The organism is Mesorhizobium amorphae CCNWGS0123, assembly GCF_001686985.1.
Taxonomy (GTDB): Bacteria; Pseudomonadota; Alphaproteobacteria; order Rhizobiales; family Rhizobiaceae; genus Mesorhizobium; species Mesorhizobium amorphae.
The window spans coordinates 136,541-158,372 of record NZ_CP015318.1 but is presented as its reverse complement, the minus strand read 5'-3'; the positions used below and the strand labels follow the sequence as shown (position 1 = coordinate 158,372).

The window sequence follows — 21,832 nt, the reverse complement described above, 5'->3', positions numbered from 1 at the left end:
ACCGCGCTCAGAAATTGTCCTTGCGCTTGCGGATTTCGGCGAAAACGTCGGCGTCGGTGGCCTTCTCCATGCCGAGATGCTTGCGGATTGCCGGGTCGTGCCAGCGCAGGAACGGATTGGTCGACAATTCCTCGCCGATCGTCGTCGGCAGGGTCGGCTTGTCGTCGGCGCGCAGCGCCTCGATCCGGGCGGCGCGCTCCTTCAGGGCGGAATTGGTCGGGTCGACGGTCAGCGCGAAGCGGGCATTCGAAAGGGTATATTCATGGCCGCAATAGATGACCGTCTCGGCGGGAAGTGCTGCCAGCTTCTTCAGTGAGTCGTACATCACCGGCGGCTTGCATTCGAACAGCCGGCCGCAGCCCAGCGCAAACAGGGTGTCGGCGGTGAACGCCACCTTCGAGGCCGGCAAATGGTAGGAGACATGGCCGGCCGTGTGGCCGGGCGTGGCGATCACGTCGATCCGTTCGTCACCGAGATGGACGACCGAGCCTTCTTCGACCGTCTCGTCGATGCCGGGGATCTTCGCCTGTTCCGCTTCCGGGCCGACGATGCGCAGCTTGAAACGCTCTTTTAGCGCCAGGTTGGCCTCGACATGATCGACATGGTGGTGGGTGGTCAGGATCATCGTCGGCGTCCAGCCGGTGCGCTGGATCGCGGCCAGGATCGGCGCCTCCTCGGGCGCGTCGATGATCGCGGTCTGGCCGCTCTTGGGGTCGTGCACCAAAACGCCGAAATTGTCGCTGCGGCACATGAACTGTTCGATTTCGACCGGCATCGCATCTCTCCATTTTGTCGCCGCAGACATAGGGCGCTTGCCTGCCGATGTCATCTGGAATTGAGCTTTGTTGAACTCGGCGGATATCGCGGCTACCGTCCCGGCCATGCATTCCGATATCGTCGATCTCCGCTCCTTCTATTCGACCACGCTCGGCCGGCTTGCCGAACACTCGATCACCATGGCGCTGTCCTCGATATGGGCCGCGGTGCCGAATGAGCGGCTGGTCGGCCTCGGCTACACCTTGCCGTGGCTGGAGCGGTTCGGCGCCGATGCCGAGCGCGTCTTTGCCTTCATGCCGGCAACGCAGGGCGCGGTGGTCTGGCCGGCGACGGGTCCGACGGCGACGGCGCTGGTCTTCGACGAGGAATTGCCGCTGGTCGATTCCTGCATCGACCGCATGCTGCTCGTCCATTCGCTCGAGCATGTCGAGAACCCGCGCGAGACGCTGAACGAGATCTGGCGGGTGCTGTCGCCAGCCGGCCGCGTCGTCATCGTCGTGCCCAACCGCCGCGGCGTCTGGGCGCGTTTCGAGCATACGCCGTTCGGCAATGGCCGGCCGTTCTCGCGCGGCCAGCTCACCGAATTGCTGCGCGAGGCGCATTTCACCCCGGCGGCATGGTCCGACGCGCTGTTCTTCCCGCCGTCGCCCCGGCGCTTCATGATGCGGTTCCACAATGTGCTGGAGCGCGCCGGCCGGCGGTTCTGGCCGATCTTTTCCGGAGTCATCGTGGTCGAGGCGCAGAAGCGGCTTTATCAGGGCGTACCGGTCGCCCAGCGTGCATCGCGCCGCGTCTTCGTGCCGGTGCTCTCGCCGCAAGGCGCGACCAGGCTCGGCCGGTCGCGCAGCGGTGAGGCGGCTTCCCCGGGCGGGTGACGCGTTCGTGATCGGACCCGGGCTTTGTCACTCCCTATCTGTCGAGTGCGGTGCCGCCGCCTGAACATGGCCGGTCATGGTTCTGATCGGCTCCACCACTCTTGCGAATGCAGGGATATCGCGCATGGCGGATCAAGCGGATGTCATAGCCGGTGCGGAACAGGCCGCCGTGTCGGTCGAAGCCAGCAGCCTCGGCGACCAGTTGAAGACGATCCGGCAGGCGCTGAAGACATCGCCGGTACGCAAGCCACTCGCCTGGGCCTCGATCGGCATTGTGGCCGTCATTGTCGCGACCGCGATCGGGCAGGTTCTGCTCAACCGCTGGAACCAGCCCTTCTACGATGCGCTGGCGCGGCGCGACATGCAGAGCTTCCTGCACCAGCTTCTCGTCTTTGCCGAAATTGCCGGCGGGCTGCTGGTGCTCAACGTCGGCCAGACCTGGCTCAACCAGACGATCCGGCTGAAGCTGCGACAGGCGCTGACACTTGACCTGATCGATGAATGGATGCGGCCGGCGCGCGCCTTCCGGCTGGCGCACGCAGGTGCCATCGGCGTCAATCCCGACCAGCGCATGCAGCAGGATGCCGCGCATTTGTCGGATCTGTCGACCGATCTCGGTGTCGGCCTGCTGCAGTCCTTCATCCTGCTTGTGTCCTTCATCGGTGTCTTGTGGACGCTGTCCTCGGGCTTCGTCTTCCACATAGGCGGCCGTTCGCTGGCGATACCGGGTTACATGGTGTGGGCGGCGATCCTCTATGCCGGCATCGCCTCGTGGCTGAGCTGGCTGGTCGGACGGCCGCTGATCCGCTTCAACAGCGATCGCTACACGCGCGAGGCGGAACTCAGGTTCTCGATGGTTCGCGTCAACGAAAATGTCGACGCCATCGCGCTGGCGCATGGCGAGGCTGACGCCAGGCGGCAACTCGAGCTCGATCTTGGCACGGTGCTCGGCGCCATGAAGCGCATCTACAGCGCGCAGATCAACCTGTCCTGGGTCACCGACACCTATGGCTGGATCACCGTGGTGGCGCCGATCCTGGTCGCGTCGCCGGTCTATTTCGCCGGCGATATCAGCTTCGGCGGGCTGATGATGGCGGTCGGCGCCTTCAACCAGGTGCATTCCTCGCTGCGCTGGTTCATCAACAATATCGGCGGCATCGCCGACTGGCGGGCGACGCTGATGCGCGTCGCCGATTTCCGCATCGCACTTGGCGAAACCGATATCCTCCACGACAAGGAAAAGCGCATCGTCTTCGGCGAAAACCCGGATGGCAAGCTGAGCTTCGAGCGGCTCGAGGTCGCCTCGCCGGATGGGTGCACAAAGCTTGCCGAGCCGCATGTCGAGATCCACCCCGGCGAGCGCGTCATGATCACCGGCGACCCGCGCGCCGGCAAGACGCTGTTCTTTCGCGCCATTGCCGGCCTCTGGCCATGGGGCAGCGGGCGGATCGGCATGCCGGCCGGCGAGGCGCCGATCTTCGTTCCGCGAACCCCTTATTTCCCGCTCGGCACGCTGCGCGAGGTGCTCAACCATACCAATGGCACGCCACCGGTCGAGGATGCCGAGATCGCGGCGGTGCTGGCCGAGGTCGGTCTCGAGCGGCTTGCATCCTCGCTCGACCGCTCGGCGCGCTGGGAGCACGAGCTGGCCGATGACGAGCAGCGCCTGCTGGCCTTTGCCAGGCTTGCGCTCAGGCGGCCGAAATGGGTGATCATCGACGAGGCGCTGGATACGTTCGACGGCGCGACGCTGAGGCAGGTGCTGTCGATGCTGGCGCGGCGCCTGCCCGACGCCGCCATCCTCAATATCGGCCGCGGCCAGCACAACAACCAGTTCTTCCCGCGCTCGCTGACGATCGTGAAGGATACCGGCGGATCGGCGCTCAAGCCGGCCCGCGTCAGGGCCGGCGCCATCGAGCCGCCGCCGCCCGCCGCAAGGCGGAAGAAGTAGGCTCGCCGAAGACGCAACCCGGTAAGCTTTATTTTGCCGCGATCGCAGTGAAAATTGTCCGCATCACTCGGACGCACGCAGCCATGCTCGACATGCTCAGCCTGCTTGCCTGTTTCGCCTGTGCCCAGGCAGCACCCATGCCTGCGCCGGCCGACACGCTTGCCGTGGACGTCGAACTGGTGCTGGCCGTCGACATCTCGCTGTCGATGAACGAGAAGGAGTTTGCCCTGCAGCGCGCCGGCTATGTCGAGGCACTCAGGCATCCGGATTTCATCAAGGCGGTGCGTTCGGGCACGAACGGGCGCATTGCGCTGGCCTATTTCGAGTGGGCGGGCACCGTCCGCGACGACGCCATCCTCGCCTGGCAGATCATCGACGGCAGTGACAGTGCCAACGCCTTCGCCGACAGGATCGCGGCCCGCCCGTTCCGCAGCTTTCGCGGCACCTCGATTTCCGGCGCACTTGCCTTCGGCGCCGATCTTTTCGAAAAGACCGCCTTCGCTGGCGTGCGGCGCGTTATCGACATTTCAGGCGACGGCCCCAACAATATCGGCCCGCCGGTCACCGGGACGCGCGATGCGGCGCTGGCAAAGGGCATCGTCATCAACGGCCTGCCGATCCTGATCAGCCCTTCGCCGACCTTCAGCCATCTCGACAGCTATTATGAGCAATGCGTCACCGGCGGCCCTGGGTCCTTCGTGCTGCCGATCTACGCAGCTTCCGAATTCTCGACCGCCATTCGCCGCAAGCTCATCCTCGAAGTGAGCGGCATCGGCAACGCGATGACAGCCCGGATCGACGCGGCGCCTCCCATCGACTGCCTGCAGGGTGAGCGCGACCGGCGGTTCTTTTCAGACCCGTATTTTCCGGAACTCGATCGATAAGCTGTGAGGTCTCAGGGATGATTCAGACCGGCCGCGTGCCGTATTTCTCGCGGAACTCATCGTAGAGATCGCGGCGCCAGCGCCGGCCTCCAACATAGCCCCGCAACAGCTGCGGCAGCGAGTAGCCGAGTGCTTTCGACGACCGGTTGGCGAGGTAACCGGCGAATGCCTGGGAAACCCTGCCCTTCATCGCATCGGCGATGATCTGGCGCGCGATCATGTAGGGCGGGACGTCGGGATAGCGATCGGCGATGTAAGGGTGCTTGTCGATCAGATTTGCGTAGGCTTCGACATAGCCGTCGCGGCGGCCGGAGATCGAATTCTCCGAATTGTACTTCTTCCAGTCGATGTCCTCGGACAGCAGCGCGCCGCTGCGCCGGGCAAAACGCAGCAGCAATTCGCGATCCTGCATGCGCGCGATGTCGCTGTCGTAACCGCCGATCGCCAGCAGGGATTCGCGGCGGGCGGTAATGGCGGAGCCGGCGATGAAGATCGCCTGCCCGACCAGCGCCTTCTCCAGCGAACTGCGGGTCAGGAAAGCTTCGCGATTGACGCATTTGGTGCTGCGGCCGCCTTTCACCGAGACGAACGAGCTGATGAGGATTTCCAGCGATGGGTTCTCGTCGAAGCGTGCCAGCGTCCGCTCCAGCCGGTCCGGCAGGTAGACATCGTCCGAATCGAGGAAAGCCACGATCGGCGCCCGCGCGCGTTCGATGCCAGCGTTGCGGGCGGCATTGGCGCCGCGCCATTTCGCGCCGACATAGACCAGCCGGGGATCGCGGATGGCGGCAAGGGCCGCGGCCGTGGCGTCAGTCGAACCGTCATCGACAACGATGTGCTCGAACTGGGTAAGGCTCTGCGCCAGCACGCTTTCCACCGCGCGCACCACCTGGTCGCGACGATTGTGGGTCGGTGTGATCACCGTGATAAGGGGAGCCGGGTCGATGGTTTTGCCCATGCGACTATGCCCCGGGTTCTGCGATGTGCGGATAGATTTGATGGCCGCCTTCCATACCCACCCCAGGATGCGTTCGATTCGACCGTACAAAAAAGAAAAGCCTGTGTCATCTCGACTGTCGGCAGGCAAGCCGTGCGCCCCTCGAATTTCACAAGCCGCGCCTGAACTGCAACACCGTCTCTCGGCCGGCAAGCCCATCCGGAAGGACTGTCGGGGCCGATCCAACTGCCACCTGGGGAAGTAGCAGCCGCTATTACCTGTCACGTAATCGACCTGCCTAGCGCATGTCGGCAAGACTGCCCCCGGTTGCAAAACAGGAGTTCAGCTATGACCGCTTACGCCGTTGCCCATATGCGCCAGGCCACATTGGGACCTGAGATTGTCGAATATCTGCACAAGATCGACGCCACGCTGGAACCCTTCGGCGGCCGCTTCCTGGTGCATGGTGGTGCGGTAGAGGTCGTCGAGAATAGCTGGCCGGGACATCTGATCGTCATCGAATTCCCCGACCGTGACCATGTACGCGGGTGGTATAACTCGCCCGCCTATCAGGCGATCCTGGCGTTGCGCACCGAAAACTCGCAGGCCGACGTCATCTTCGTCGACGGCGTCGAGCATCCGCACAAGGCAACGGATGTACTGGAGTAGCCAAGCAGGAGCAGGACGTCGTTGCCCTGGAAGCTTAGCTATGTCCGACATAATCGGGCACGACCTCGATCTCATCGCGAACGAGGCCTGTCGCCAGGCTGAAGTGGCCAAAGAATGCCAATGTGTAAAATGCCAGGCCGACCGTCAGCGAAAACGGGATTTGCCAAAGCGGCATGCCTGTCTGCGGCGCGTTACGAACAACACGTCTTATCGTGCGCCACGACATGGTTGCCCATCGGCTGAACGACTTCACAATTCGCTGGGCGCGAGTGGGCGAATGAAGCTCGACAAACTTTCTGTCCGCATCCCTGCCGGTCACCAAGGCTCGCCAGTAGAAAAATCGCCAACCACGCGGAGAGTAGTGATAGACGCGAGCATCGACATTGATGATTTTATGGCCTTCGCACCAAAGCTGATGCATCAGCAGCGTGCAGGAAACCTTGAAGCCATTGTGCGGCGGGAAGGGATGGCTGGAGATCCAGTCGCGTCGAAAGGCTATGTTGTTGGCGTTGATCGCCCGTTTGGACGCGAATCGCTTGTCTCCCTGAGCCATTGGGAAGAACCAGATCAAAGCAAAAGTTCTCGAGAAGAAATCATCGTGTGAAAGATAGGTATGCCCATTCACACAAACGGTTTCAGGATCTTGAAATGGTTCCAGGAGAGTCGGGAGCCAACCGGGTTCCGGGACCGTATCAGAGTCCAAGAAGACCACGACATTTCCGTTGCTGGCGGGGATGCCATTGTTCTTGAGATCGTAATATCGGCCATCAGGGCATGCTGCGAAGCTGACGTCGGCCACCTGTCCCAGTTCAGGCGCTTCAGCCTTGAAGTGGCTTCGCAGCGATTGGGCGTCCGCGTCTTGCCCGCCGTGTGAGACAACAACTTTCGGCCTTGCAAAACCGGTCGAAGAAACCGCGGCGATTTCGCGCGCCAAAGCCATCAACCCGACGCCGATCTCGTCCCAGTCAATTGACTTGGCGTTCTCCATTTCGACGATGATTGAATATGTGGGGCGGTCATCGGCCATGGCAGCACCAGTTTTACCAGAGTGTATGTCGCTATAACCCCGGTGGCCTCCTGTCAAACGATCGAGATGCTACCTGTAGTTGAGCGTTCAGTGCATCGATCGAGGGAATTTCTCGAATTCTACTACCTCAGGAAACCACGAATACGGTACCTGTGGTGTCGGAAGCTCGGAGCATCGGCGTACTCTGACAGAAAGCGTTTCCTCCATTCGTCATTGATTGTGTCGCGCTGGATCTCGAGGCCTGACTTGAGGTCCGCTTCCCAGACGGGCTCGACATCCGCCAGGCGGGCAATTTGTTCGAGGCTTGCTCGAGGGTCTTGCTGAATTTGCTCGTAGGTCAGCGAAAGGCAAGGCAGTCCATTTTTTGCGAACCAGCCATCCCAAGCGAGATTTTCCATCAAAATTCTTTCCAGCGATTGGGCAATCGCGCCACCGTCGTAGCGCGGCGGCGTGTGACTGACTTCGATGGAGCGGAATCTGCGAGTTTGACGGGCGCGTGTCCATGAGATCGCTTGGCCAAGCAGATCAGTGCGCGTCAGGCGCACATACCGTGGATTTGGAAGGCTGGCGGGCAGGTTCAATGTCTTGGCTACTCGAGCGTATTGGCTCGCGAAAAGTTTGACAGCGTAGACTCCGGAGGAAGATCGCCCTTCCGTCAACGCACGCAGAAGCTGCGCGCGGGGGTCGCGAGGATAGTCCGGCCGTTCCAGCAAACGGCGGCCACCAAACCACTCCAGGGGGTAGCCCAGTCCGGCGGAAGCCATCAATCCCGCGAGATGATTGCTGCCGCTGCGCGGTGAGGTGCAGACAAGAATTCCGACCCTTATCCCCGACAAGATGTCCGGCGGGATTTCAACCGTTGTCGCGCGCCGGCGAAAAAGGTGCATCGCAATCATCGCTTCAGCAGGAACACCGCCTGCTGGCCGAAGAAATTCCAGAACCACCACGGCATCGACAGGCCGATCTTCTGGCCGTTGGCGTCGAGAGCGGTCGCCCTTTCCACCGTGGCGCCGAGTTCCTCGCACAGATTGACGAAGTCGCGGATGGTGCAGAAATGGATGTTTGGCGTGTCGTACCAGGAATAGGGCAGGTCCTTGGTCACCGGCATCCGCCCCTTGACGAACAGCGACAGCCGTACCCGCCAGTGGCCGAAATTGGGGAAGGAGACGATGGCGCGGTTGCCAATCCGCAGCAACTCGTCGAGCACCAGCTTCGGGTTGCGGGTGGCCTGCAGGGTCTGCGACAGGACGACGAAATCAAAACCCTTGTCGGGATAGAATTCGAGGTCCGTGTCGGCGTCGCCCTGGATGACGCTGAGGCCGCGCGCCACGCATTCGTTGACGCCGCGCTGCGACAGCTCCAGGCCGCGACCGTCGATCTGCTTGGTCGCCTGCAGCAATTCGAGCAGCAGGCCGTCGCCGGAGCCGACGTCCAGCACCCGGGACCGCGCCGGGATGAGACCGGCGACGACTTCGAGGTCGACGCGCTGGGCGCGATTTACGCTCATGGCCTCGCCTCCTGCCTGGCGCATGATCCCGGTCCGAAAAGTCTGCAACTTTTCGGGGTCATGCGCTGAGCCCTCGCGCCCGCGCGGCCGAGCCGATGAAGCCGTTGATGGCGGCGAACAATTCCGGTTCCTCGAGCAGGAAGGCGTCGTGGCCGCGGTCGGTGTCGATCTCGACGAAGGAGACGGAGGCGCCGGCGGCGTTCAGCGCATGCACGATCGAGCGGCTCTCCTCGGTCGGGAACAGCCAATCGCTCGTGAAGGACACCAGGCAGAAGCGGGTCTTCGTTCCGGCAAAAGCATCGGCCAGCCGTCCGCCATGGTCGGCGGCGAGGTCGAAGTAATCCATGGAACGGGTCATGTAGAGGTAGGAGTTGGCGTCGAAGCGGTCGACGAAGGTCATGCCCTGATGGCGCAGGTAGCTCTCGATCTGGAAGTCGGCGTCGAAGCCGAAGGTCAGCGCCTCGCGATCCTGCAGATTGCGGCCGAACTTGCGGTGAAGTGCTGCTTCCGACAGATAGGTGATGTGTGCGGCCATGCGCGCCACCGCGAGCCCCTTTTCCGGGCGCTTGCCATGCTCGAAATATTTGCCGCCATGCCAGTCCGGGTCGGCCATCACGGCTTGCCGGCCGACCTCGTGGAAGGCGATGTTCTGCGAGGAATGGCGGGCGCCGGTGGCGATCGGCAGCGCCGAGAAGACGCGCTCGGTATAGGTCGAGGCCCATTCCAGCACCTGCATGCCGCCCATCGAGCCGCCGAGCACGCAAAACAGTTTTTCGATGCCGAAATGGTCGACCAGCATAAGCTGTGCCCGCACCATGTCGCGGATGGTGATGATCGGCAGGTCGAGCCCGTAGGGCTTGCCGGTGGCCGGATTGGTCGAGGCTGGGCCGGTGGAACCCAGGCAGCCGCCGAGGACGTTGGAGCAGATGACGAAGAAACGGTTGGTGTCGATGATCCTGCCGGGGCCGATCAGCGCCTCCCACCAGCCCGGCTTGCCGGTCACCGGATTGGTGCTGGCGACATGCTGGTCGCCGGTCAGCGCATGGCAGACGAGGATGGCGTTGGAGCGCGCGTCGTTCAGCGTGCCGTAGGTCTGGTAGGCGATCTGGAACGGCGACAAAAGCGTGCCGGCGTCTAGCTTCAGCGGCTTGTCGGCGCCAAAACGCAACACCGGGCTCGACGGTGCGTCGATCTCGCTGTTGGTTCTTCCAGGGCGCGGAACGGCCATCATATCTCTCTTGCATTACGCATCGTCCGGCCGGCGGCGGACAATAAAAAACCGGCAGTGCCTTCGCAAAGCCGGTTACAGGATGCAAACGGCCCTTTAGCGAGTTGTTTAACGTGGCTGCAAGCCGACCGGCCAAATCACCACGGAACTGTCACATTCTTCTAGAACTCGCGCGCCTTGCCGTCAACGGCCGGCCGTTCGCACCTCTGCCGGCTCTCGACATTCCGGGCCACGGCTAGTATCTCCGCTGCGGCTTCCGGCGGAAGAAATCTCGATGGATTTGTTAGACATGAACAAGAGACCGGATCAGGCACGGCCAACGCCCCGCGCAGGCATCATGGACATCGACGCCTACGTGCCAGGCAAGAGCACGGCGCCGGCCGGTGTCGCAAAGGTCTACAAACTGTCGTCGAACGAGAACCCGCTCGGCCCATCGCCGAAGGCGATCGAGGCGGCGCGCGAAGTCGCGGCAAAGCTTGACGTCTATCCCGACGGCACCGCCAGGCGGCTGCGCGAGGCGATCGCCGAGGTGCATGGGCTGAATGCTGCGAACATCATATGTTCCAACGGCTCCGACGAGATACTGGGCCTGCTGGCGCAGACCTATCTGGCGCCGGGCGATGAAGCGATTTTCACCGAACACGCCTTCATGGTCTACAAGATCTACATCCAGTCGGCCGGTGCAACACCGGTCGCGGTCAAGGAAACCGACGAGCGCGCCGACATCGATGCGATATTGGCGGCGGTGACGCCGCGCACAAAGATCGTGTTCCTCGCCAATCCCAACAACCCGACCGGCACCTATGTGCCGTTCCAGGAAGTGCGGCGCCTGCATGCCAGCCTGCCGAAAAACGTGCTTCTGGTGCTCGACGCGGCTTACGCCGAATATGTGCGCCGCAACGACTATGAAGCCGGTATCGAGTTGGCGGGCAGCGCCGAGAACGTGGTCATGACCCGTACCTTCTCCAAGCTCGGCCTTGGCGGAGCGCGGATCGGCTGGATGTATGGTCCGATGCACATTGTCGATGCGATCAACCGCATTCGCGGCCCCTTCAACGTCAATGCCACGGCGATCGAGGCCGGCATCGCCGCCATCCGTGACCGCGCCCATGTCGAGCGCAGCGTGATGCACAACGAGAAATGGCTGACATGGTTGAGTGAGGAACTGACAAAGCTCGGGCTCAGGGTGACGCCGAGCGTCGGCAATTTCCTGCTGATCCACTTTCCCGACGACAAGAAGCATTCGGCGGCCGCCGCGGACGACTACCTTGCGGCGCGCGGCTTCATTTTGCGGCGCGTTTCCGGCTACGGCTTTCCCAATGCACTGCGCATGAGCATCGGCACCGAAGAAGCCAATCGTGGCGTCATTGCCGCCCTCGCGACATTCCTGAAAAGCTAGAACACCATGACATCACCGCTGTTCGAAAAAATCGCGCTGGTCGGCATCGGCCTGATCGGCTCGTCGCTGGCCCGCGTCATCCGCCGCGAGGGGCTGGCCGGCCACGTCTCCATCGCGACGCGCAGCCCGACTACACTGGCGCGGGCGCAGGAACTCGGCCTCGGCGATTCTTACACCACAGATGCGAAAGAGGCGGTGCGCGATGCCGATCTGGTCATCGTCTCGGTGCCGGTCGGCTCCTCCGGCGCGATCGCCGAAGAAATCGCGCCGGCGCTGAAGAAGGGCGCCATCCTCACCGATGTCGGCTCGACCAAGGCCTCCGTCATCGCGCAGATGCAGCCGCACGTGCCGGAGAGGGTGCATTTCATTCCCGGCCATCCGCTGGCCGGTACGGAAAAATCCGGACCGGACGCCGGCTTCGCCGACCTCTTCGACAATCGCTGGTGCATCTTCACGCCGGTTCCCGGTACTGATCCGGCGGCGTTGGAAAAGCTTTCGGAGTTCTGGCGCCGCTGCGGCTCCAACATCGACACGATGGACCCACAGCATCACGACATGACTTTGGCCATCGTCTCGCATCTGCCGCATATCATCGCCTACAACATCGTCGGCACCGCCGACGATTTGCAGTCGGTGACCAAATCGGAAGTCATCAAATATTCGGCCTCGGGCTTTCGCGATTTCACCCGTCTTGCTGCCTCCGATCCGACCATGTGGCGCGATGTCTGCCTGCACAACAAGGACGCCATCCTCGAAATGCTGGCGCGGTTCTCGGAGGATCTCGCCTCGCTGCAGCGGGCGATCCGTTGGGGCGACGGCGAAAAGCTGTTCGATCTGTTCACCCGCACCCGCGCCGTGCGCCGCTCGATCATCGAGGCCGGCCAGGACATCGACGTGCCGGATTTCGGCCGGCAAGCGGTCGAGCACCCGGCCAAAGGATAGGCTGGCCTCAGCTTGCTGGATCGGCCGGCCAGTGGGCCGCCATCATCGCAAGCGTCTCGGCCCGGTCCGGGGCGCCCAGCCGGCCGCCGAAGCGTCGGCATTTGAGCGCGGCGGCAGCACTGGCAAAGCGCAAGGCCTGCTCGGGAGGCATGGCTTCCGCAAGGCCGACGGCAAAGGCGCCGTGAAACACGTCGCCGGCGGCAAGCGTATCCACCGCCTTGATCCGCGGCGCCGCGACATGGCGCACGCAGCCGGCTGAATGGTCATGCCACCAGCTTCCCTGTGCTCCGCCGGTCACCGCGACAAAGGCATCGGTGCGGCTGGCGAGATCGGCGCAGGCGGTCTCCGGATCCAGCGCCTGGCCGCAGACGATGCGTGCCGCCGGCTCCGAGGCGACGATGTGCGTGGCTAGAGGCAACAGCTGTTCCAGCACCTCCAACGGCGCGGTGTCGGCGTCGAGGATCGCCGGACGGCCCATCGCCCGCGCCGCGGTCAGGGCCAGTGCGGCGGCGCCCGGCCAGCGCACGTCGACCAGCACGGCGTCGAAGCCGGAAAGATCGGCAGGTAATTTCTCGGGATCGGCCTGCGCCTTCGGGTCGTAAAAGGGCACGATGATGCGTTCGCCATGGGCGTCGACCAGGACCGCGGCCAGTGCCGAACGGGCGCCCTTGACGCGCCGGACAAAGCCGCAGTCGACACCTTCGGCCTCGATGTCGGCAATGAGTTGGTCGGCGACGGCATCGTCACCCGCACTTGCCCAGAGCGAGACCTCGGCGCCGAGACGTCGCGCGGCGCAAGCAGCACTTGTCGCCATGCCCGAGGCCATCTGGGCAGCATCGGAGGCGACAAACTTGCCCTGATGCATGGGCAGCGTGTCGAGACGAAGGATGGTGTCCAGCGTCAGCGCGCCAACGCTCAGGAGCCTTACCGGTCTGCTCATTCGTTGTTCCTAATCGACCGGCTTGACCTTGCCCAGCGGAATGAAGCCGAGCGATGCCTTGCCCTTGACGATCCTGAGCGGCAGCGACGGTTCGTTGCCGAGCATCGCCAGGCCGGCAAAACCTTGCTCGATCTCGCTCTTACGCTCGGGGATAGCGGCGCCGAGGATTGCCGCCACCGCCTTGGGATCTTTCAGCTTGATCGTCAGATCGGCATCGATCAGGCCCTCGGCATCGACCGACAGGGGCCCGGAGACGGTAACGCGCGCCGTGCCTGACGAGAGGTCCAGGCTGGTGATGTCGACGGCCTGGCCGCGCAGGCTCTTTACCTGCTTTCCGATCAGCGCGACGCCGTTCTTCAGCGTCGCCTCGCCGCTGCCGTCGAGCGCCGGCAGCACGTGGCCGCCGATGGCGTTGGCGTCGATCTCGAGATCGCCGAAGCTTCCAGTGTAGACGATGTCCTGGCCATCGGGCTGCAATTGCCCCGCCGCCGTTCCGGCGCTGAACAGCGAGACGGGATCCGTGTCGTCGGCTGGGTCGGTCTGGCCGGACAGGCCCTCGGCCTTCAGCGCAATGCGCCGCGGCAGCGGCCAGGAGAGCTTCACGTCTGCCCGCAGTCTGTCCCAGTCGATCCAGAGCGGCGTCATGCCCGGTATGGAGGTCCTGAGCGGTCCGCGCAGGTCGGCGACCGGCGACAGAGGCCGGGTGATCTGCGCGACGGCATTGAAGCTGCCGGTCGAGGCGGCGACATTCCTGGTGTCGTCCTCATAGGCGAGCGTATCGCAGGAGACGGCGAAGCTGAACGGATAGCCGCTGACGGTCAGGTTGGAGCAGCCGGCCTCGATGCCGTTGCCGTTGAGCGCGGCCACCGCCTTGTCGGCTTCGCTCCGGACGCGGTCGGCCAGATAGAACCAGCCGCCACTGTAGATGGCGAACAGCACGGCGATGAAAGCGACAAGCCAGAACAGCCGGCGGCGAAACTTCGGCGGGCGCTCGTCACTTGACGTCATGCTGCAGCTTTCATTAACGCCGCCTGTTGCGGGTGGGCTGTCGTTTACGCAACAAGCAGATAGACGGAAAAAGCACCGATTCCGATGCGGTGTCGTCACTCTCGTGCAATCAGGCTTGGCGATATGGGCGATTTTTGGGTTTTTGGCTACGGGTCGCTGATCTGGAGACCGGGATTCGCGCATGTCGAGACGCGGCGTGCCCGTCTCTACGGCTACCGCCGGTCGCTCTGCGTCTATTCCTTCGTGCATCGCGGCACGCGTGAGCGGCCGGGCCTTGTGCTCGGCCTCGACCGTGGCGGCTCCTGTGTCGGGCTGGCGTTTCGCGTGCCCGGCGAGTTGCGTGACGAGGTGCTCACCTATTTGCGCGAACGCGAACTGGTGACGAGCGTCTACCTCGAACGCTCGCTCGATATCCGCCTCGACAAGAATGGCACGAGCGGAGGCGAGACGGTGAGCGCGGTCGCCTATATCGTCGACCGCGTGCATGAGCAGTATGCCGGCGGGCTCGATGCAGCGCATGCGGCTGAAATCGTCCGCGGCGCCGTCGGCCAGTCTGGCAGGAACGAGGATTATCTGCTCAGCACGCTGGAACATCTGGAGGCACTGGGCATAAGCGACCATTGGCTGGAAGAGGTTGCCCGGCGCCTCGCGCCTTTGTGAAGCGCTGGCCCGCAGGAAAGAACAGCCAGGCCTTTGACCTTGGCAAGACGAGACCTAGCTTAGCTCCAGCCCCGAACCTTCGGGTTTTCGCCCGTCCCCCCGCATCACGGAGCCAGATCTTGCAGAAATGCCGTCTCGGTCGTACCGACCTTTCCATCGCACCGCTGGTTCTGGGCGGCAATGTCTTTGGCTGGACCGCCGACGAAAAGACCTCCTTCGACCTGCTCGACCGCTTTGCCGGCGCCGGCCTCAACGCCATCGATACGGCGGACGCCTATTCGCGCTGGGTCGCCGGCAATAAGGGCGGCGAATCCGAGACCATCATTGGCAAATGGATGAAAAGCCGCGCCAACCGCGACAAGGTCATCGTCATCACCAAAGTCGGCTCGGACATGGGCCAGGGCAGGCGGGATCTCTCTGCTGCCTATATCGAAAAGGCGGTCGATCAATCGCTGAAGCGGCTGCAAACCGATGTGATCGACCTCTATCTGTCGCACTGGCCGGATCCGGCGACGCCCTATGAGGAAACGCTCGGCGCCTACCAGAGCCTGCTCGCCAAGGGCAAGATCCGCCATGCAGGCTGCTCCAACCTCGATGCCGGCCAGTTGCGCGCGGCGCTGGATGTTGCAAGCCTGCGCAGCCTGCCGCGCTACGAAGTGCTGCAGCCAGCCTACAATCTCTACGACCGCTCATCCTTCGACGGTCCGCTGCGCGATCTCTGTCTCACGGAGGACATTGGCGTCATCAGCTATTACGGTCTCGCCAAGGGGTTTCTGAGCGGCAAATACCGCAGCGAGGCCGACCTCGGCAAAAGCCAGCGCGGCGGAGGCGTCAAGGACTATCTCAATCCACGCGGCATGCGCATCCTGAGCGCACTCGATGCAGTGGCCGAGCGTCATTCGGCTACGCAAGCGGAGGTGGCGTTGGCCTGGGTGATGACGCGGCCAGGCATCACCGCACCGATCGCCAGCGCCACGACGCTCGCCCAGCTGGACAGCCTGGTGCGCGCCGCTTCGCTGAAGCTCGGCTTGGACGATATGGCCGCGCTGGACGAGGCGAGCGCATAGCCGCCGGCGGCCTTTCGCCGACGCACGATCGTTCAAGACGCACCGTGCCGCCTGTCATAGCCTTTTCGCATCGTGGCAAGATGCGGGAAGCCGAGATGGCCGGAGAGGTTCTTTCGCATACGCAGCAGTGGCAGCAATTGCTCGCATTGGTGCTGGCGGCAACCGTCGTCATGGGCAGTCCGGGCCCGGCGACGATCAGCGTCACCGCCGTCGGCGCCGCCTTCGGCCTGCGCGATTCGCTCCGCTACGCGTCGGGCGTCATCGTCGGAACCATCGCGGTGCTGCTGGTTGTCGCCACCGGCATCATGGCGGTGCTTGCCTCGATGCCGAGACTGGCGCCTCTGCTGGCGATCGCCTCGGCGGCCTACATCCTCTACCTTGCCTACAAAATAGGGACCGCGCCGCCGCTGGCCGCGCGTGAAAGTGGCGCTGACCGTCCGACTTTCCTCGGCGGGTTCCTGCTCGCCGTCGCCAACCCGAAAGCCTATGTGGCGATTGCCGCCGTGCTCGCCGGCGCCTCATCGGGAGCCGGTGATCTCGGCATCCCGGCCAGGCTGGCAGTCCTGGCCTCGATGATCGTCGCCATCCATGCGCTGTGGCTTCTCGCCGGGCGGCATTCGCCCGCTTCCTGCGCCAGCCGCTGGCTTCGCGGATCATCAATCTGGTGTTCGCGGCAACGCTGGTGCTGACCACGGCACTGGCGACGTGGCCCTGAGCCGACCGGCGGGACTGTCGGGGGATCAGGCCTTCGCCTTGCTCGCCGCGCCGAGTTCCGCCAGTCGCTTCACCGCCGTCGGCGGCATCGGCGGCGGGTTCGGCGCGCGCACGGCCTCGACAAGCATTTGGTCGCAGGCGGCTTCCGTCTCGCCGATCAGCCGCTCCATGAACTCTTCCCTGTCGAGCCCCGCGGGGATCGGGGGCAGGAAGCGAGCCTTGATGGTGCCGGGGTAGCGCAGGAACTTGCGGCGTGGCCAGTAGAGGCCAGCAACATGCGCCACGGGCACCACGGGGACGCCAAGCTGGGTGTAGAGCTCGACGATGCCGTATTTGTAAGCCGGCTCGTCGCCCGGCGCGCGGCGCGTGCCTTCGGGATAAATGATCAGTTGGCGCGGATTGCGCGCCATCTCTTCCCTGGTCGCGGAGACCACCGCCTTCAGCGCCTTTGAGCGGCTGCCGCGATCGACCGGGATCATGCGCATCTTCATGATGTACCAGCCGAAGAAGGGGATCCAGGTCAGTTCCCGCTTCAGGATGTAGAGCGGGTCCTGCAGGAATGGGAAGAAGGCGATCGCGTCCCAGAACGACTGGTGCTTCGGCGCCAGGATGAACGAGCCCTCGGGCAGGTTTTCCAGGCCGGTGATCTCGCTCTTGGTGCCGGCGATCTTGTCGTAGAGCCACATGCAGGTGCCTGACCAGAATTTCGGCACGAACCAGGCACGGTGGCGCGGCGAGAGGAAGTAATACGGGGTCCAAAGGATCATCTGGACGATCAGGTTGACGTAGAAGACGAGGTTGAACGCCAGCGAGCGGATGTAGAGCATGCGGGAAGGGCCCGTGAGGAGGTGTGCGTTGGTTACACCAAGCGCGGGCAAAAAGGAAACGCGATGCCGGGAATGATCCCGGGCTTACGCGCAATCTACCACACTGCCTGCGTCAGGCGCTCCTTCAGACGCGGCGCGGCGAAGTCGAGGAAGGCGCGCAGTTTTACCGGCAGCAGGCCCTGGCCGGCATGGACGAGGCTCACCGGCCATGGCTGCAACTCGAACTCCCGCAGGATGGGGCACAGCGTGCCGGAGCGGACCTCGGCGGCGATCTGGTAGGACAGCACCTTCGTCACCCCGACGCCGGCGATAGCGGCATCGATCGCGGCTTCCGCCGTGTTGACCCGAAGCCGGGAGCGGACCGGAATGGCAAGTTCGCTTTTGCCGGCGACGAAGGTCCAGGCGGCGGGGGCGGAGAGGTTCTCGAAAGTGATACACCTGTGTCCAGCCAGATCACCGGGAGTTCGCGGTGTGCCGTGGGCGGCAAGATAGGCGGGGCTCGCGCAGACGACGCGGCGGATCGAGCCGACGCGGATGGCGACCAGGCTCGAGACGGGCAGATCGCCGATGCGCACGGCAAGGTCGATATGTTCCTCGACCAACTGGGTGATCCGGTCGGCGAGCGTCAGCCGGACCGCCACTTCGGGGTAGGCCGCTAGGAAGGCGGTGACGATCGGCAGCACATGCAAGCGGCCAAAGACGATCGGCGCGGTGATGATCAGTTCGCCGGTGGGCACACTGTATTCGCCGGCGGCGCTGCGTTCGGCCTCGCCGACCTCGTCCAGGATGCGCCGGCAGGCGGCCAGATAGGCCTGCCCGGCATCGGTCAGCGTCAGCCGTCGCGTCGACCGGTTCAAAAGACGCGTCTTCAGATGTCTTTCCAGGTCGGAGACCTTGCGGCTGACCGTCGCCAGCGGAATGCCGAAACGGCGCCCCGCCGCGGAAAGGCTGCCGGTCTCCGCCGCGGCGACGAACAGCGACATGGCCTCGAGACGATCCATAATTCTCCCGAAAAATGGAAGTATGAGTTGCAGATATGCCATCTACATCCGAAAGATGGAAGGTTCTATCTGTCGTGGGCGATGACCACAGGTGCCTCGAGGAGGTTTCCATGAATGCCCACACCTTCACCAGCGACGTCGCCTTCACACCGACCGTCAAGGCGATCCAGAGCCGCAAGGGTTCGCGCGATGCCTATGCCCGCGTCGAGGAGCGCGGCGGCTGGCAATCGGAAATCACCCCCGACCTCGCTGGCTTCATCGAGGCGCAGACCAGCATCTTCCTGGCGACTGCCAATGGCGAGGGCCAACCCTATATCCAGCATCGGGGCGGGCCAGCCGGGTTTCTGAAAGTGCTCGACGGGCGCACGATCGGCTTTGCCGATTTCTCCGGCAACAGGCAATTCATCACCCAGGGCAATCTGAGCGACAATTCCCGGGCTTTCCTGTTCCTGATCGACTACGCCCGCAGGCAACGCATCAAGATCTGGGGCACGGCCCGCATCGTCGAGGACGACGCCGAGCTGATGGCGAAGCTGATGCCAGGGGATTACAAGGCGCGCCCCGAGCAGGTCATCCTGTTCACCGTCGCGGCCTGGGACGCCAATTGCCCGCAGCACATTCCGCAGCGCTTCGAGGCGGCCGACGTGGCAGCCGCGCTGGCCGAGCGCGACCGGCGCATAGAAGGTCTTGAAGCGGAGATTGCCGGTCTGCGTGCCGCGCTGGGCACTGCTGCCGCAGACTGATGCCCGCCAGCAGCGCTCAGTTGTGCGCCGTGGCGGCTTGCGCCACAGCAACGCTGCCGCCGGTCTGGCGAGACGGCACGATGCCACGCGCCAGCGCCAGCACATATTTGCTGTATTCGGTCAGAAGCACGCGCAGCGCTTCCGGCTTGGTCAGCCAGCCGCCATCGCCGAGATTGGTGTTGACCACCGGGTAGGGCTCGAGCCTGGCGCCGTGCAGCAGCCGGTTCATCTCCAGCAGGCTGCGCGGCATGTGGTAGTTGTTGGTGACGAGGATGACGGTACCGTAGGCGTGGCTCTCCACCCATTTGGCGCTCTCCTCGGCGTTGCCGATCGTGTCGAGCGCGGCACGGTCGATGTCGACGCAGCAGGAAAACAGCGCCTTGTCGCCGCCGGTCGCGGCCTGGAGCTGGCGGCGGCTGGCCGAAGGGTGGACGCCGCTGATCAGCAGACGCTCGCCCTTGCCGGAGGCAAGCAGGTCCATTGCTGCATCGAGCCGCGACTGGCCGCCGGTGAGCACGATGATGGCGTCGGCCTTGGCCGGATTGGCTGGCGTGGTCATGTGGCTGACGGTGCTGGCGAACCAGCCGAAACCGCCGGCAAACAATGCGGCCAGCACGAGAATGGAGAAAGCGGAGATGCGCAGGGCTCTTGCCAATCGGCTCGACCAGCCTCGGGCATGCAAAAGGGAACCAACCACTGGCATCTGTCCAGCCGTTCCGGTTGAGTCCCTCGCGTCCATCATCCTATGGTTAATCCTGAAATGTGGCCTTTGATAGGAAAAAATGCGCACATTGCGTTACGTCAGTTTTCTACCCGTGATCGTTCCTGAGCCCGTTTCGTTTCATGCATGCCGCCATCGTGCGCATCAGCCCGCGTCCGGCTGACGGATGTCGATGTCGCTGAGATAGGTGACCACGGTGGCGTGCGACGTCGCTGCCGTCAGCGCGCCGATCACCAGAACCATCAGGCCGACGCCGAGATAACCCGCCGATCCGATGGCGAAATTGCCGAACAGGGCGGTTGCCTGGTCGGCCTGCGGCGTCGCCATATTGCGCGACGACCACCAGGAAAAGACAATGAATACCAGAATGGCGGCGGCCCCCCCGGCGGCAGCACCCTTCATACCGGTGACCAGGAAGTGCCAGCGGAATTCGCGCGCGATGAAGCGCGCCTCGGCACCGACGAAATGCAGCACCTCGATGATGTGGCCGTTGCCGGCCATGGCGCCACGCGTTGCGAACACCACAGTCAGCACGGTGGCCGATAGCATCAGCGCCAGCACGGCGATGCCGATGGTCACCGTGGTGCGGGCCATGGCCACCAGCCGGTCGACCCAGGTGCGATGATCGTCGAGTGCGGCACTCGGCAGCTTGGGCGTGATCGCGGCGCGCATGGCGGCGAAGTCGGGCGGGTTGTTCTCGTCGATGGTGACGACGACCAGGCGCGGCACCGGCAATTCGTCGATGTTGAGGCCCGAGCCCAGCCACGGCTCCAGCAGCCGGGCGGTCGCGTCGCGGTCGATGATCTTGGTCTCCTTCACGCCGGGGAATTCGCCGGCGATCTGCGAGGCCTGGGCAAGGGCTGCCTCCATATCGAGACCTTCGACAGGTTTGATCTGGATAGTCGCCTCGCGCGAGATCTGGTTCTCCCAGACAGACGCGGTGTCGCGCACCAGCGTCACGGCGCCGAAGGTCAGGCAGGACAGGAAGGTCATGATGGCTATGACCAGCACCAGAGCCCGGCCAGCAATGTTTTGCGCCGGCACGATCGGCGCCATCTTGCGCTGGACGCGCTGCACCGGGCCGGCCATCTCGGCGGGCTGTTCGTGCAGGTGTTCTGCGGAAAGCTCAGTCATAGACATCAAGCCTTCCGCCGGCCAGGATCATGCGCCGCGCGTCGACCTGCTCCATCAGGCCGAGATCATGGGTTGCGATCACCACCGCGGTGCCGAGACGGTTGAGCTCGATGAACAGCCTGAGCAGCCGGCGCGCCAGCGGTGGGTCGACATTGCCGGTTGGCTCGTCGGCGAGCAGGATCTCGGGTTGCTCGATCAGCGCTCGGGCGATCGCGGCGCGTTGCTTTTCGCCGCCCGACAGCACCGGCGGCAGCACATGCATGCGCTCACCGAGGCCGACCCATTTCAACAATTCGGTGACGTCGGTGCGATAGCTCGCTTCCTCGCGCCCGCGCACGCGCAGCGGCAAGGCCACGTTCTCATAGGTGGTCATGTGGTCGAGCAGACGGAAATCCTGGAACACCACGCCAATACGGCGCCTCAGATGCGGCAGTTCGCTACGCGAGATGCGCGATCGGTCCTTGCCGAAGATGGTGATCAGCCCACGCGTCGGCTTCAGCGACATGAACAGAAGGCGCAGCAGCGTCGTCTTGCCAGCGCCCGAAGGGCCGCTCAAGAACTGGAAGGAGCGCTCCGGAATGTGCAGGGAAATGTCACGGAGGATTTCCGGACCCATGCCATAGCGGAGGCCGACATTTTCAAAGCGGATCACGTTCGACGACCTGAAACTTGCGGCGGCGGCGTGCCAGCCCTTTCTCTCAAACGACCATCGGCCGGCATGGTTAAAGGTCGGTTAATTTTCGGTGTTTTTCGGTTCAACACAGGGGTTCCGGTGGGGAAGCGTTAACCATTTCCGTTTACGCAAAAGAAACGAAGACGAA

General features: G+C 63.8%; 22 protein-coding genes, 1 pseudogene and 1 riboswitch. Of the genes and pseudogenes, 10 read left to right on the top strand and 13 right to left on the bottom strand.

The features are described 5' to 3' along the window. Nucleotides 1-7: 7 nt before the first annotated feature. The gene (gloB, locus tag A6B35_RS00715) at nucleotides 8-775 is read right to left on the bottom strand and encodes a hydroxyacylglutathione hydrolase (protein ID WP_006200237.1); all 768 of its coding nucleotides are present in this window, start codon (nucleotides 773-775) and stop codon (nucleotides 8-10) included. 106 nt (nucleotides 776-881) lie between these two features. Between gloB and A6B35_RS00710 the strand changes: the two genes are divergently transcribed. The 3 genes from A6B35_RS00710 (at nucleotide 882) to A6B35_RS00700 (ending at nucleotide 4,487) form a co-directional block, all read left to right on the top strand. Further along, nucleotides 882-1,652 (top strand): class I SAM-dependent methyltransferase, encoded by a 771-nt coding sequence (locus A6B35_RS00710; protein WP_006200236.1) that lies wholly within the window; start codon nucleotides 882-884, stop codon nucleotides 1,650-1,652. 124 nt (nucleotides 1,653-1,776) lie between these two features. After that, entirely contained in the window at nucleotides 1,777-3,603 is a 1,827-nt protein-coding gene (locus A6B35_RS00705; RefSeq protein WP_040582069.1) for an ABC transporter ATP-binding protein/permease, read from the top strand. 83 nt (nucleotides 3,604-3,686) lie between these two features. Then, on the top strand, nucleotides 3,687-4,487 hold the full coding sequence (locus A6B35_RS00700) for a DUF1194 domain-containing protein (protein WP_006200234.1): 801 nt from the start codon (nucleotides 3,687-3,689) through the stop codon (nucleotides 4,485-4,487). 22 nt (nucleotides 4,488-4,509) lie between these two features. Here A6B35_RS00700 and A6B35_RS00695 read toward each other — a convergent pair whose 3' ends face one another. Further along, entirely contained in the window at nucleotides 4,510-5,445 is a 936-nt protein-coding gene (locus A6B35_RS00695; RefSeq protein ID WP_006200233.1) for a glycosyltransferase family 2 protein, read from the bottom strand. Nucleotides 5,446-5,772: 327 nt separating this feature from the next. Here A6B35_RS00695 and A6B35_RS00690 point away from each other — a divergent pair, with 327 nt between their 5' ends. Further along, nucleotides 5,773-6,093, top strand: coding sequence for a DUF1330 domain-containing protein (locus A6B35_RS00690; RefSeq protein WP_006200232.1), 321 nt, complete (start codon nucleotides 5,773-5,775; stop codon nucleotides 6,091-6,093). 34 nt (nucleotides 6,094-6,127) lie between these two features. Here A6B35_RS00690 and A6B35_RS00685 read toward each other — a convergent pair whose 3' ends face one another. The 4 genes from A6B35_RS00685 to metX all read right to left on the bottom strand — a co-directional run bounded on the left by A6B35_RS00685 (nucleotide 6,128) and on the right by metX (nucleotide 9,855). Beyond that, entirely contained in the window at nucleotides 6,128-7,120 is a 993-nt protein-coding gene (locus tag A6B35_RS00685) for a glycosyltransferase family 2 protein (protein WP_006200231.1), read from the bottom strand. Nucleotides 7,121-7,242: 122 nt separating this feature from the next. Further along, nucleotides 7,243-8,064 carry a Stf0 family sulfotransferase gene (locus tag A6B35_RS00680; protein WP_139032175.1) on the bottom strand — a complete coding sequence of 274 codons (822 nt, stop codon included), beginning with the start codon at nucleotides 8,062-8,064 and terminating at the stop codon, nucleotides 7,243-7,245. Next, entirely contained in the window at nucleotides 8,013-8,627 is a 615-nt protein-coding gene (metW, locus tag A6B35_RS00675) for a methionine biosynthesis protein MetW (protein WP_006200229.1), read from the bottom strand. Before metW ends, A6B35_RS00680 begins: the two co-directional genes overlap by 52 nt. A 58-nt stretch (nucleotides 8,628-8,685) precedes the next feature. Beyond that, the gene (gene metX / locus A6B35_RS00670) at nucleotides 8,686-9,855 is read right to left on the bottom strand and encodes a homoserine O-acetyltransferase MetX (RefSeq protein ID WP_040582067.1); all 1,170 of its coding nucleotides are present in this window, start codon (nucleotides 9,853-9,855) and stop codon (nucleotides 8,686-8,688) included. Nucleotides 9,856-9,931: 76 nt separating this feature from the next. Beyond that, nucleotides 9,932-10,009: riboswitch (SAM riboswitch) on the bottom strand. A 135-nt stretch (nucleotides 10,010-10,144) separates the two neighbouring features. Here metX and hisC point away from each other — a divergent pair. Further along, nucleotides 10,145-11,254, top strand: coding sequence for a histidinol-phosphate transaminase (hisC, locus tag A6B35_RS00665; RefSeq protein WP_006200227.1), 1,110 nt, complete (start codon nucleotides 10,145-10,147; stop codon nucleotides 11,252-11,254). A gap of 6 nt (nucleotides 11,255-11,260) precedes the next feature. Further along, nucleotides 11,261-12,196, top strand: coding sequence for a prephenate/arogenate dehydrogenase family protein (locus A6B35_RS00660; RefSeq protein WP_006200226.1), 936 nt, complete (start codon nucleotides 11,261-11,263; stop codon nucleotides 12,194-12,196). A 7-nt stretch (nucleotides 12,197-12,203) separates the two neighbouring features. Here A6B35_RS00660 and A6B35_RS00655 read toward each other — a convergent pair whose 3' ends face one another. Both A6B35_RS00655 and A6B35_RS00650 read right to left on the bottom strand, forming a co-directional pair. Further along, a complete protein-coding gene (locus A6B35_RS00655; RefSeq protein ID WP_006200225.1) occupies nucleotides 12,204-13,136 on the bottom strand; it encodes a sugar kinase in 933 nt (310 codons plus the stop codon). Between the two features lie 9 nt (nucleotides 13,137-13,145). Next, complete coding sequence (locus A6B35_RS00650) at nucleotides 13,146-14,144, bottom strand: DUF2125 domain-containing protein (protein ID WP_006200224.1); 999 nt, start codon at nucleotides 14,142-14,144, stop codon at nucleotides 13,146-13,148. Between the two features lie 123 nt (nucleotides 14,145-14,267). On the opposite strand from A6B35_RS00650, the gene A6B35_RS00645 reads away from it, so the two are divergent. The 3 genes and pseudogenes from A6B35_RS00645 to A6B35_RS00635 all read left to right on the top strand — a co-directional run bounded on the left by A6B35_RS00645 (nucleotide 14,268) and on the right by A6B35_RS00635 (nucleotide 16,586). Further along, a complete protein-coding gene (locus A6B35_RS00645) occupies nucleotides 14,268-14,804 on the top strand; it encodes a gamma-glutamylcyclotransferase (RefSeq protein ID WP_006200223.1) in 537 nt (178 codons plus the stop codon). A gap of 119 nt (nucleotides 14,805-14,923) precedes the next feature. After that, on the top strand, nucleotides 14,924-15,871 hold the full coding sequence (locus A6B35_RS00640; RefSeq protein ID WP_006200222.1) for an aldo/keto reductase: 948 nt from the start codon (nucleotides 14,924-14,926) through the stop codon (nucleotides 15,869-15,871). A 95-nt stretch (nucleotides 15,872-15,966) separates the two neighbouring features. After that, a pseudogene (locus A6B35_RS00635) lies at nucleotides 15,967-16,586 on the top strand (LysE family translocator). Between the two features lie 25 nt (nucleotides 16,587-16,611). Here the strand turns inward: A6B35_RS00635 and A6B35_RS00630 are convergent. Further along, complete coding sequence (locus A6B35_RS00630) at nucleotides 16,612-17,412, bottom strand: lysophospholipid acyltransferase family protein (protein ID WP_006200220.1); 801 nt, start codon at nucleotides 17,410-17,412, stop codon at nucleotides 16,612-16,614. A gap of 95 nt (nucleotides 17,413-17,507) precedes the next feature. Continuing rightward, nucleotides 17,508-18,413: a LysR family transcriptional regulator gene (locus A6B35_RS00625; RefSeq protein ID WP_006200219.1), complete on the bottom strand. Its 906-nt coding sequence runs from the start codon at nucleotides 18,411-18,413 to the stop codon at nucleotides 17,508-17,510. 110 nt (nucleotides 18,414-18,523) lie between these two features. Between A6B35_RS00625 and A6B35_RS00620 the strand changes: the two genes are divergently transcribed. Beyond that, nucleotides 18,524-19,156 (top strand): pyridoxamine 5'-phosphate oxidase family protein, encoded by a 633-nt coding sequence (locus tag A6B35_RS00620; RefSeq protein ID WP_006200218.1) that lies wholly within the window; start codon nucleotides 18,524-18,526, stop codon nucleotides 19,154-19,156. A 16-nt stretch (nucleotides 19,157-19,172) separates the two neighbouring features. On the opposite strand, the gene A6B35_RS00615 is transcribed toward A6B35_RS00620, so the two are convergent. The 3 genes from A6B35_RS00615 to ftsE all read right to left on the bottom strand — a co-directional run bounded on the left by A6B35_RS00615 (nucleotide 19,173) and on the right by ftsE (nucleotide 21,663). Next, the gene (locus A6B35_RS00615; protein WP_040582043.1) at nucleotides 19,173-19,898 is read right to left on the bottom strand and encodes a YdcF family protein; all 726 of its coding nucleotides are present in this window, start codon (nucleotides 19,896-19,898) and stop codon (nucleotides 19,173-19,175) included. Between the two features lie 123 nt (nucleotides 19,899-20,021). Further along, nucleotides 20,022-21,011 (bottom strand): cell division protein FtsX, encoded by a 990-nt coding sequence (locus tag A6B35_RS00610; RefSeq protein ID WP_006200216.1) that lies wholly within the window; start codon nucleotides 21,009-21,011, stop codon nucleotides 20,022-20,024. Continuing rightward, nucleotides 21,004-21,663 carry a cell division ATP-binding protein FtsE gene (ftsE, locus tag A6B35_RS00605; RefSeq protein ID WP_006200215.1) on the bottom strand — a complete coding sequence of 220 codons (660 nt, stop codon included), beginning with the start codon at nucleotides 21,661-21,663 and terminating at the stop codon, nucleotides 21,004-21,006. The genes A6B35_RS00610 and ftsE overlap by 8 nt, the downstream gene beginning before the upstream one ends. Nucleotides 21,664-21,832: the final 169 nt, after the last annotated feature.

Excerpts from the sequence above, each read along its gene's own strand:
- A6B35_RS00690 (WP_006200232.1), top strand. The coding sequence starts at position 5,773 with ATGACCGCTTACGCCGTTGCCCATATGCGCCAGGCCACATTGGGACCT.
- A6B35_RS00710 (WP_006200236.1), top strand. The coding sequence starts at position 882 with ATGCATTCCGATATCGTCGATCTCCGCTCCTTCTATTCGACCACGCTC.
- A6B35_RS00695 (WP_006200233.1), bottom strand. The coding sequence starts at position 5,445 with ATGGGCAAAACCATCGACCCGGCTCCCCTTATCACGGTGATCACACCG.
- A6B35_RS00700 (WP_006200234.1), top strand. The coding sequence starts at position 3,687 with ATGCTCGACATGCTCAGCCTGCTTGCCTGTTTCGCCTGTGCCCAGGCA.
- A6B35_RS00650 (WP_006200224.1), bottom strand. The coding sequence starts at position 14,144 with ATGACGTCAAGTGACGAGCGCCCGCCGAAGTTTCGCCGCCGGCTGTTC.
- A6B35_RS00660 (WP_006200226.1), top strand. The coding sequence starts at position 11,261 with ATGACATCACCGCTGTTCGAAAAAATCGCGCTGGTCGGCATCGGCCTG.
- A6B35_RS00685 (WP_006200231.1), bottom strand. The coding sequence starts at position 7,120 with ATGGCCGATGACCGCCCCACATATTCAATCATCGTCGAAATGGAGAAC.
- A6B35_RS00655 (WP_006200225.1), bottom strand. The coding sequence starts at position 13,136 with ATGAGCAGACCGGTAAGGCTCCTGAGCGTTGGCGCGCTGACGCTGGAC.
- A6B35_RS00620 (WP_006200218.1), top strand. The coding sequence starts at position 18,524 with ATGAATGCCCACACCTTCACCAGCGACGTCGCCTTCACACCGACCGTC.
- A6B35_RS00610 (WP_006200216.1), bottom strand. The coding sequence starts at position 21,011 with ATGACTGAGCTTTCCGCAGAACACCTGCACGAACAGCCCGCCGAGATG.
- A6B35_RS00645 (WP_006200223.1), top strand. The coding sequence starts at position 14,268 with ATGGGCGATTTTTGGGTTTTTGGCTACGGGTCGCTGATCTGGAGACCG.
- hisC (WP_006200227.1), top strand. The coding sequence starts at position 10,145 with ATGAACAAGAGACCGGATCAGGCACGGCCAACGCCCCGCGCAGGCATC.
- A6B35_RS00705 (WP_040582069.1), top strand. The coding sequence starts at position 1,777 with ATGGCGGATCAAGCGGATGTCATAGCCGGTGCGGAACAGGCCGCCGTG.
- A6B35_RS00615 (WP_040582043.1), bottom strand. The coding sequence starts at position 19,898 with ATGATGGACGCGAGGGACTCAACCGGAACGGCTGGACAGATGCCAGTG.
- A6B35_RS00630 (WP_006200220.1), bottom strand. The coding sequence starts at position 17,412 with ATGCTCTACATCCGCTCGCTGGCGTTCAACCTCGTCTTCTACGTCAAC.
- metW (WP_006200229.1), bottom strand. The coding sequence starts at position 8,627 with ATGAGCGTAAATCGCGCCCAGCGCGTCGACCTCGAAGTCGTCGCCGGT.
- A6B35_RS00625 (WP_006200219.1), bottom strand. The coding sequence starts at position 18,413 with ATGGATCGTCTCGAGGCCATGTCGCTGTTCGTCGCCGCGGCGGAGACC.
- gloB (WP_006200237.1), bottom strand. The coding sequence starts at position 775 with ATGCCGGTCGAAATCGAACAGTTCATGTGCCGCAGCGACAATTTCGGC.
- metX (WP_040582067.1), bottom strand. The coding sequence starts at position 9,855 with ATGGCCGTTCCGCGCCCTGGAAGAACCAACAGCGAGATCGACGCACCG.